Annotated in this window: 11 protein-coding genes and 4 pseudogenes; 11 read left to right on the forward strand and 4 right to left on the reverse strand. The window is 65.9% G+C overall.

Going from position 1 to position 9,085, the window contains the following annotated elements; translation table 11 throughout:
- The 6 genes and pseudogenes from WAN71_RS00480 to pdxT all read left to right on the forward strand — a co-directional run.
- Positions 1-242, forward strand: a pseudogene (locus tag WAN71_RS00480) (exopolyphosphatase); the annotation flags it as partial.
- A gap of 37 nt (positions 243-279) precedes the next feature.
- A complete protein-coding gene (locus WAN71_RS00485) occupies positions 280-537 on the forward strand; it encodes a ribbon-helix-helix protein, CopG family (protein ID WP_422223451.1) in 258 nt (85 codons plus the stop codon).
- Positions 534-911, forward strand: coding sequence for a type II toxin-antitoxin system VapC family toxin (locus WAN71_RS00490; RefSeq protein WP_422223452.1), 378 nt, complete (start codon positions 534-536; stop codon positions 909-911). Before WAN71_RS00485 ends, WAN71_RS00490 begins: the two co-directional genes overlap by 4 nt.
- Positions 912-972: 61 nt before the next feature.
- Complete coding sequence (gene pdxS / locus WAN71_RS00495) at positions 973-1,893, forward strand: pyridoxal 5'-phosphate synthase lyase subunit PdxS (protein WP_422223453.1); 921 nt, start codon at positions 973-975, stop codon at positions 1,891-1,893.
- Between the two features lie 9 nt (positions 1,894-1,902).
- Positions 1,903-2,748, forward strand: coding sequence for an acyl-CoA thioesterase II (gene tesB / locus WAN71_RS00500; protein ID WP_422223454.1), 846 nt, complete (start codon positions 1,903-1,905; stop codon positions 2,746-2,748).
- On the forward strand, positions 2,745-3,341 hold the full coding sequence (gene pdxT, locus WAN71_RS00505) for a pyridoxal 5'-phosphate synthase glutaminase subunit PdxT (RefSeq protein ID WP_422223455.1): 597 nt from the start codon (positions 2,745-2,747) through the stop codon (positions 3,339-3,341). The genes tesB and pdxT overlap by 4 nt, the downstream gene beginning before the upstream one ends.
- A gap of 2 nt (positions 3,342-3,343) precedes the next feature.
- Here pdxT and WAN71_RS00510 read toward each other — a convergent pair.
- Positions 3,344-4,144, reverse strand: a pseudogene (locus WAN71_RS00510) (oxygenase MpaB family protein).
- Between the two features lie 139 nt (positions 4,145-4,283).
- Between WAN71_RS00510 and WAN71_RS00515 the strand changes: the two are divergent.
- The 5 genes and pseudogenes from WAN71_RS00515 to WAN71_RS00535 all read left to right on the forward strand — a co-directional run bounded on the left by WAN71_RS00515 (position 4,284) and on the right by WAN71_RS00535 (position 6,816).
- The gene (locus WAN71_RS00515; protein ID WP_422223456.1) at positions 4,284-4,562 is read left to right on the forward strand and encodes a hypothetical protein; all 279 of its coding nucleotides are present in this window, start codon (positions 4,284-4,286) and stop codon (positions 4,560-4,562) included.
- Between the two features lie 8 nt (positions 4,563-4,570).
- Entirely contained in the window at positions 4,571-5,182 is a 612-nt protein-coding gene (locus tag WAN71_RS00520) for a class I SAM-dependent methyltransferase (RefSeq protein ID WP_422223457.1), read from the forward strand.
- 182 nt (positions 5,183-5,364) lie between these two features.
- Positions 5,365-6,120, forward strand: a complete 756-nt coding sequence (locus WAN71_RS00525; RefSeq protein WP_422223458.1) for a YebC/PmpR family DNA-binding transcriptional regulator — start codon at positions 5,365-5,367, stop codon at positions 6,118-6,120.
- Between the two features lie 61 nt (positions 6,121-6,181).
- Positions 6,182-6,334, forward strand: a pseudogene (locus tag WAN71_RS00530) (type II toxin-antitoxin system VapB family antitoxin); the annotation flags it as partial.
- A 97-nt stretch (positions 6,335-6,431) separates the two neighbouring features.
- A pseudogene (locus tag WAN71_RS00535) lies at positions 6,432-6,816 on the forward strand (VapC toxin family PIN domain ribonuclease).
- Between the two features lie 44 nt (positions 6,817-6,860).
- Here WAN71_RS00535 and WAN71_RS00540 read toward each other — a convergent pair.
- The 3 genes from WAN71_RS00540 to WAN71_RS00550 all read right to left on the reverse strand — a co-directional run.
- The gene (locus WAN71_RS00540) at positions 6,861-8,408 is read right to left on the reverse strand and encodes a polyamine aminopropyltransferase (protein ID WP_422223459.1); all 1,548 of its coding nucleotides are present in this window, start codon (positions 8,406-8,408) and stop codon (positions 6,861-6,863) included.
- Positions 8,405-8,860, reverse strand: coding sequence for a DUF350 domain-containing protein (locus WAN71_RS00545; protein WP_422223460.1), 456 nt, complete (start codon positions 8,858-8,860; stop codon positions 8,405-8,407). The genes WAN71_RS00540 and WAN71_RS00545 overlap by 4 nt, the downstream gene beginning before the upstream one ends.
- Positions 8,861-8,894: 34 nt before the next feature.
- A partial coding sequence (locus tag WAN71_RS00550; protein ID WP_422223461.1) for a DUF4247 domain-containing protein occupies positions 8,895-9,085 on the reverse strand: 191 nt, incomplete at its 5' end.

A 9,085-nucleotide genomic window follows, 5' to 3' on the forward strand; every position in this document is an offset into this window, starting at 1 on the left:
TCGACAGTGAGGAATTCTTCTTCGTCTACCGGGCCCGACGGTTCGAACCGTCCACCGCCGGGCGGACCGAGCTGGAGAACCGCTACATCCACTGCCACCGCTGGTGTGATGCTGCCGACATCGCCGAGCTGGTTGCCGCCGGCGAGACGGTGTACCCGTTGCAGCTCGCCGAACTGCTCACCGAGGCGATCGCGCTGGCCGGGGCTCCGGATCGGGCTCGCCAGCTGCAGTCCATCCGCTGACTACCTACCCCTACATCACTAGATGTAAGATGATGTCATGCGGACGCAGATCACGCTCAACGATGAGGAACTCGAACTCCTCGATCGCGCTGCCGCGGCAAGTGGCGCATCCAGATCCGAGCTCATCCGTCGGGCAATACACACCGCGTACGGAAGCCGAAGCACGGAAGAGCGGACGGCGGCCCTGAAGCGAAGCGCGGGCTCCTGGCGAGGACGGGACTTCACCGGCGCGGAATACGTCGACGCCGTTCGCGGCGACCTCAACGAGCGCTTGAGCCGGCTCGGCCTGGTGTGAAGCTGATTGACACCACCATCGCTGTCGACCACTTGCGGGGCGAGCCCGCGGCCGTCGATCTACTCGCGGCGCTGATCGACAGCGGCGAGGACGTCGTGGCGAGCGAACTGGTCCGTTTCGAGCTCCTTGCCGGCATACGAGACAAGGAGCTCGAGGTTTTTGAGGAGTTTTGCTCCGCCCTACATTGGGCCGCGGTGACCAAGGACGTGGCCCGCGTCGGTGGACGACTCGCCCGTCAGTACCGACGCAGCCACAGTGGTATTGGCGCGGTCGACTACCTGATCGCCGCGACCGCGATCGTCGTCGACGCCGGCCTGCTCACGACGAATGTGCGGCACTTCCCGATGTTCGCCGGGCTGACGGCCCCGTACTGACATTTCTCCGGCTGAGCCGCATCACTAGACTGGGTTGACACCAGCTAAAAGGAGATCAGCAGTGGACACCGCCGCTTCGCCGAACGGCGCGACCGGCAGCGGGCAGACCGGAACCGCGCGGGTCAAGCGCGGGATGGCCGAGATGCTCAAGGGCGGCGTCATCATGGACGTCGTCACGCCGGAGCAGGCCCGCATCGCCGAGGGCGCCGGCGCCGTCGCAGTGATGGCGCTGGAGCGGGTGCCTGCCGATATCCGCGCCCAGGGCGGGGTGTCGCGGATGAGCGACCCGGACATGATCGAGGGCATCATCTCTGCGGTCACCATCCCGGTGATGGCCAAGGCCCGCATCGGGCATTTCGTCGAGGCGCAGATCCTGCAGAGCCTGGGCGTGGACTACATCGACGAATCCGAAGTGCTCACCCCGGCTGACTACGCCCACCACATCGACAAGTGGAAGTTCACCGTGCCGTTCGTTTGTGGCGCGACCAACCTCGGTGAGGCGCTGCGGCGGATCAACGAGGGCGCGGCGATGATCCGCTCCAAAGGTGAAGCCGGCACCGGTGACGTGTCCAACGCCACCACTCATATGCGTGCGATCGGCGGAGAGATCCGCCGGCTGGGCTCATTGTCCGACGACGAGTTATATGTGGCGGCAAAGGAACTCGCGGCGCCTTACGATCTCGTCGTGGAGGTGGCGCGGGCCGGCAAGCTGCCGGTCACGCTGTTCACCGCCGGCGGCATCGCCACCCCGGCCGACGCCGCGATGATGATGCAGCTCGGTGCCGAAGGGGTTTTCGTCGGCTCGGGTATCTTCAAGTCCGGCGACCCGGCCCTGCGCGCCGCCGCGATCGTCAAGGCCACCACCTTCTACGACGATCCTGATGTGCTGGCCCGGGTGTCGCGCGGGCTGGGTGAGCCGATGGTCGGCATCAATGTGGAGGAGATCGCGGCGCCGCATCGGTTGGCAGAGCGCGGCTGGTAAGAACAGTTCGTGTCGATCGAAAAGATTCTTGATCTCGAGCAACTTGAGGTCGACATCTACCGCGGTAGCGTGTTCAGCCCGGAGTCGGGCAACTGGCAGCGCACCTTCGGCGGTCATGTGGCGGGCCAGTCGCTGGTGTCGGCGGTGCGTACCGTCGAGCCTGGCCACCTGGTTCACTCGCTGCACGGCTATTTCATCCGACCGGGAGATGCCAAGGCTCCCATAGTTTTTATCGTCGAGCGGTTGCGCGACGGTGGGTCGTTTTGCACCCGGCGGGTCAACGCCATCCAGCACGGCCAAACGATATTTTCCATGTCGGCGTCGTTCCAGTCCGACCAGGAAGGTATTCACCATCAGGATGCGATGCCGTCGGCACCGCCACCGGACGATCTGCCGGGATTGAAGTCGATGAAGGTGTTCGACGACGCGGGGTTTGCACAGTTCGCGGAGTGGGACATCCGGATCGTTCCGCGCGAGTTGCTGGAGATGGTGCCGGGGAAGGCTTCCCAGCAGCAGGTCTGGTTCCGCCACCGCGATCCGCTGCCCGATGATCCGGTGCTGCACATCTGCGCACTGGCTTACATGAGCGATCTCACCCTGCTGGGATCGGCCCAGGTCACGCACCTTGATGAGCGCTCGCATCTGCAGGTGGCGTCGCTGGATCACGCGATGTGGTTCATGCGGGTGTTCCGGGCCGACGAGTGGTTACTCTACGACCAGTCCTCGCCGTCGGCCTGCGGCGGGCGCTCACTGTGCCAGGGCAAGATCTTCAATCAGTACGGCGAGATGGTTGCCGCGGTCATGCAGGAGGGGCTGACCCGCTTCGCGCGCGGATACCGGCCGGCTGAACAGTGAGCGCGGTCCGGGTCGGGGTGTTAGCGCTGCAGGGCGACACCCGCGAGCACCTTTTGGCGCTGCGGGAAGTGGGCGCTTTGCCGGTGCCGGTGCGGCGGCGTCGTGAATTGGAGGCCGTCGACGCGCTGGTCATTCCGGGTGGCGAGTCCACCACGATGAGTCATCTGCTGCGCGATCTGGATCTGCTGGAGCCGCTGCGCGACCGGCTGGCCGACGGGTTCCCGGCCTACGGGGCCTGCGCCGGCATGATCCTGTTGGCCAGCGAGATCCTGGACGCCGGTACCGGTGGGCGGGAAGCGCTGCCGTTGGGCGGCATCGATATGTCCGTGCGGCGCAATGCTTTTGGGCGTCAGGTCGACTCGTTCGAAGGCGATGTCGCGTTCGACGGCTTCGACGAGCCGGTGCATGCGGTGTTCATCCGTGCGCCTTGGGTGGAGCGGGTCGGTGACGGTGTGCAGGTATTGGCCCGGGCGGCCGGCCATGCTGTCGCGGTGCGGCAGGGTCGGGTGCTCGCCACGGCGTTTCACCCGGAGATGACCGGGGACCGTCGGATTCACCGATTGTTCGTGGACATCGTTACCGGGGCGGCGTGACGTCAGCCGGCGGCGGGCAGCGCCCATCGAATGCCGCCGACCAAGGCGCGTCCGACCGTGCGCACGACCGTGAGCTCGACCGGCGGAAAGTACGGCAGCAGTAGCGGGATGCGCGCCCACGCGGGCAGCATCGCCACCGCCGTGGCGGCCAGCGCGCCATAGGGCGCCCGTGCCGCCAACGGCAGCGGCGGCGTCAGCAGCAGGAATCGGGCCGCGTCGCGAGCCTGAGGCGTGCTGCGCAATTCCGGTCGAAACGCGGTAATCCGTTGTGCCAATTAATGTTCGGTGCGCGGCGGGTTGACGACGCCGAGCTTGGCGGCGATTTCGGCCATGTCCGCGACGTATCCGTCGCGACCCTGTTGATCCAGCGGAGCCGCGCCGTAGAGCTGATGGGCGCGCAGGAAGCTGTCGGCTTCGGCGATGTGCACCCACTCCAGCAGATGCGGATCGCTGGCCTGATACGGCCTACCGTCGGCGGCGATCCCGTGCACCCGTCGGTGGATACCCCGGACCCGATCAACGGCGCGCTGTGCGTCGTCCGCCGCACCATAGGTCGTCGCCGCCAAAAAGCCGCTGGTTCGTTGCAACCGACCCCAGGGGTCGCCGCGGTAATTGGAGTGCTCGGCCACGCCGGCCATCGCCAGCGGATGCAACGACTGCAGCAGCAATGCCCGCAACCCGCCGACGAACATCGAGGCGTCGGCATGCACCCGGCGGATCGGGCGGTCGTCAGCGAACCACCGCGGCCCCGGCGTGTGGTGGATGCGGGCACGTTCGGTCGGACCGTCGGGACCGGCGATCATTTCGAACAGGCTGCTGCCCAGTGCGTCCCGGACCGCCCGCAGTGGGCTTTGCGCCGTCACCTTTTCGACGGTAGTGCAGCGTTTGAAATGAGGCGCTGCGGTGTAACAGATACCCAACAATCCTTAGGAAAGGTCAACGATGAAGCGAACAGGTGCCGCCGCGATCGCGATCGCCGCGGTTTTGCTCAGCGGTTGCTCGGCCTCACAGATCATCAACACCGGCGGCGACACGAAATGCAAAGACTTCACGTCGCAGGACGAAAAGAAGCAAGACAGCGAGGTCAGCAAGATGCTCAAGGACAAGAGCGGCGCTGACCCCAGCAACCTGGAGATCACGGCGACACGTTTGTCGGCAGCGACCTACTGTCAAACCCTCGGCAAACCCGACACCAAGATCTCTGAGGCGCCGCACGGCTGACCGGGCCCGTGGACCCTGCCGCCAAATTCGACAATCCCGTCCACACCTGGCGCGACATACCCGGCTGGTTTCAATGGCGTCGCCATCAAGAGGAAGCTGCGGCGCACTTTCCCGACGGCAGTTTGTTTGTCGAGGTGGGGTGTTACTTGGGGCGCAGCATTTGCTCGTTGGGTGAGGTGGTGCGCGAGGCTGATCTCGATATCAGGATCATCGGTGTGGACACCGGTCGGGGGAGCGGGCCGGAGGGCCGTGGCGACACCGACGCGCACGGGTACGCGGTCGCCCACGGTGGTGGAACGTTCGCGGGATTGTTGCACCGCAATATCGTCGGCTGCGGCTTGGCCGACACGATTCAACTGGTGATCAGCGACTCTATTGCCGCCGCCAGCCTGTTCGCTGACGGCTCGCTGGCCTGGGTACACATCGATGCGCGCCACGACTACGACAGCGTGGTTGCCGATATCCGGGCGTGGGCGCCGAAGGTTGCGCCGGGCGGCTGGTTGTCCGGAGACGACTACCACGCCGAATGGTGGCCCGGGGTGGTAGGCGCTGTGAGCGACACATTGCCTGATGCGGGCCCGTGGTGGTCGACCCAGTGGCGGTGGATCAAACCCGGCTGATGTCGCCATTTCGCCACATCTGTCACTGGAGTCACCGGGAGGCGGGTTCGCGCTTTCTGCCCGGCTCTGAGCGACACTGTGGCGCCTGGGGAAGCTGAGGCGACCGCTGGTCAAAGGGGCACCCGACGTCAACGTAGACTCGTCAGGCGAACTTTTAGAGCAACAGAAGAGGTAGTAAACCGATGAGCGGCCATTCCAAGTGGGCCACCACCAAGCACCAGAAGGCCGTCAAAGATGCGCGCCGAGGCAAAGAATTCGCCCGGCTCATCAAGAACATCGAGGTGGCCGCCCGCACTGGTGGCGGCGATCCGGCAGGTAACCCGACGCTGTACGACGCGATCCAGAAGGCCAAGAAGACGTCGGTGCCCAACGACAACATTGAGCGCGCGCGTAAGCGCGGCGCCGGTGAGGAAGCCGGCGGCGCCGACTGGCAGACCGTCACCTACGAGGGTTACGGGCCCAATGGGGTGGCGGTGCTGGTCGAATGCCTGACCGACAACCGCAACCGGGCGGCCAGCGAGGTCCGGGTGGCGATGACCCGCAACGGCGGCACCATGGCCGACCCCGGGTCAGTTTCATATCTGTTCTCCCGCAAGGGCGTAGTGACGTGCGAGAAGAATGGCCTGACCGAGGACGACGTGTTGGCGGCGGTGCTGGAGGCCGGCGCCGAGGACGTCAACGACCTCGACGACAGCTTCGAGATCATCTCCGAGCCAAGCGATTTGGTGGCGGTGCGAACTGCGTTGCAGGACGCCGGGATTGAGTACGACTCCGCCGAGGCCGGCTTTCAGCCGTCGGTGAGCGTTCCGGTGGACGTCGACGGGGCGCGCAAGGTGTTCAAGCTGGTCGACGCGCTGGAAGAAAGCGACGACATGCAGAACGTCTACACCAATATCGACATCTCCGACGAGGTGCTGGCGGCCCTCGACGACGAGTGACTCGGGACCTTTTGTTGGTGATGTATGCTTCGTCCATACAAAAGCAACATAGGAGGTTGCCGTGTCGGTTACCCAGATCGACCTGGACGACGAAGCGCTGGCCGAGGTTATGCGGATCGCCGGGGTGCACACCAAGAAGGAAGCTGTGAATCTCGCGTTGCGCGATTACGTCGCGCAGTTCCGGCGCATCGGGGCGCTGGCCCAGTCCCGCGAGCAGGCAAAGACCTGGGACTACGAGGGCTGGCTCGCCGCGCGGGCCGACGAGAAGGCCGTCGGGCCTTGATCCACTTCCTGGTGGATTCCTCCGCGGTCTGGCGGCTCCAACGACAACCGGAGCTCACCGAGGCCTGGAACTCCTCGCTTGTCAGCGGGGCCATCGGGTCGTGCGAGCCACAACGGGCCGAGTTCCGTCGGTCGGCGCGGAATGTGGACGAGTTCGATCAGATGAACCAGACGTTTCGTGAAGTCTATCCCGATGTGCCGGTGCCGAAGTCCGTGTGGCGGTGGATCGATTCGGCGCAGCACCGGCTCGCAGGCGCGGGTGCGGTGCGTGCCCTGTCGGTGGTCGATCTGTTGATCTGCGGCACTGCGGCGGCCGGGGGCCTGGTAGTCCTCCATGACGACGCCGACTACGAGCTCGCCGAGCGCCACCTACCCGGGGTAAGGGCGCGGCGGGTCGTCAGCGCTGGCCAGTAGGGGGTTCCGCTCACCCGACGTCGACGTGTCCGATGGCCAGTGTGTTAGTCGTAGCCGTGGCGCATGTCCTCGACGACGCGCGGATGTTCCAGCGTTGACGGCTCGAGCGTGCGGGGTCGCACATCGGCGGCGAACACGGTGGCGGCGTCGAGCACCGACTGGCTGAGAAAGCGCAGCGGCGGCGCGTTGGGCGGCATCGTGGGTCGCGGCGGCGCGTCACCGCGACGCGCCAAGGCAAACCCCCAGTCGCCGAAGGTGGGGACATACGCGTGGTAGGGCGTGACCGCGTAGCCGGCGGCCTCGATCGTGGAAACCGTGCGCCAGAACGCGATTTGGGTCGAATACGGGCTACCCGCCTGAACCACCATCAGCCCGCCCGGCGCCAGCGCACGCGAGACCAACGTGTAGAACTCGGTCGAATACAGCCGGCCCAGCACCGGGGTATCCGGGTCGGGAAGATCGACGATCACCGCGTCGAAGGATCCGTGTTGCGGGCCACGCAGCCACGTCATCGCATCGTCGGTGATAACGTGCACGCGCGGGTTGTCCAGCGACCCACCATTGGCGGAACGCATTGTGGTGCGGGCTAATTCGATGACCGCCGGGTCGAGCTCCACTTGCACGATCTTGTCCACGCCGGGCTGGCGCAGCAGTTCTCGGGCGGCCAGGCCGTCGCCGCCGCCGAGCACCAGCACCGAGTGTGCGCCCGCGCCGAGCGCGGGATAGACCAGGCTTTCGGTGTAGCGGTACTCGTCGCGGGTGGAAAACTGCAGACCGCCGTCGAGGTACAGCCGCATGTCGCTGCCGCGACGGGTCACCACGATCTCTTGGTAGGCCGAGTGCCGGTGGGCGATGATCGGGTCGGCGTAAAGCCGTTGGCGGCTGGTCGTCTCGATGTCGGCAGCACGCACCAGCAGCGTGGCGAGCAGTCCCAGCGCCGCGGCCAGCGCACACAGCGCTGTGATCAGCTGCCGCGCGCTAACCACCTGTCGCAGCAGGAAAATCGCGACGATCGCCGCGGCCACCAGGTTGATGATGCCGGTGGCCGCCGCGCCGCGGATCATGCCCAGTTGCGGCAGCAACAGGAACGGCCACACCAGCCCGCCGATCAGCGCGCCCAGATAGTCGGCGGCGGTGAGATTGGCCAATGTCCGGCCGCTGTCGGTCGCTGGGTCTTTGGAGGCGGTTCGCCTCTGTTGCAACAGCGTCATCAGCAGCGGCACCTCGGCGCCGACCAGGCCGCCGATCAACGCGGTACCCACCGCCAGCGCCAACAGCGATCCGCCGATGAACGAGAACATCACGTACAGCGCCGCCGCGGACAAACCGCCGATGATGCCCAGTAGCGCTTCAACGGCGATAAAGGTGATCGCCGCCCGCGTCAGCAGTGGCTTGACCAGCAGGGCTCCCGCGCCCAGCGCGGCGATGTAGCCCGCGACGATCAGCGACGTGGCGACGATGCCGCCGCCGTTGAGGCTTGCCGACAACGTCAGCAGCGCGAGTTCGTAGATGATGCCGCACGCCGCGCACGCCGCGACCGCGGCCAGCAGCACCGCCCGCCAGCGTCCGGAAGACTCCGTAAACGACGTCATGACAGCGCGGCTGCGGTCACCCCTCCCACGGCCAGCAGCATCACGGCCGTCGCGAACGCCGCCGGATGCAACTCCGGCTCGTCGACGTGTTCATGGAAGTTGCCCGGGATCACGAAGTGCAGCGTTAGCAGCGCGATGCCTTGCAGGACAACGCCGATGAGCCCGTACACCGCCACGCCCACCAGACCCTGGCCCAGCTGGCTGTAGCTGTTGGCGATGGCGCTGATGATCACCGTGGCCAGCGCGATGTACATCGCGCAGGCCAGCATCACGGCGTTGGGGCGACGGTCGACGAACACCATCTGGCGCAGCTTCCCCGGGGTGAGCACGTCGACCATGACGAACCCGACGATCAGGACGGCCATGCCGACCACGAAGTACAAGACGGTGGCGACAACGCCTTTGACGACTGGGTTGAGGTCGATGTTTCCCAATTCGAGCGCAAGGTACATGATTATCTCCTTTGTATGTGTGTCCGCTTAGGGGTCATTTGGTCCCGCCCGGTCCACCGGAGCTGCCGCCGGTCCCGCTCGATGGAGCTCCTGGGTAGAAGCCGGGACCGAGAAAGATGAACGCGCCGTGGCTGTATCCGGCGCTCAAGTCCTCGACTCGGATGCTGCAGGGGTGCGGGCCGTCCGGGCCGACCGAGATGATCGCGTCGTTGTAGCGCAGGAATT

Origin of the sequence: Mycobacterium sp., assembly GCF_049280035.1 — a bacterium.
Lineage (GTDB): Bacteria > Actinomycetota > Actinomycetes > Mycobacteriales > Mycobacteriaceae > Mycobacterium.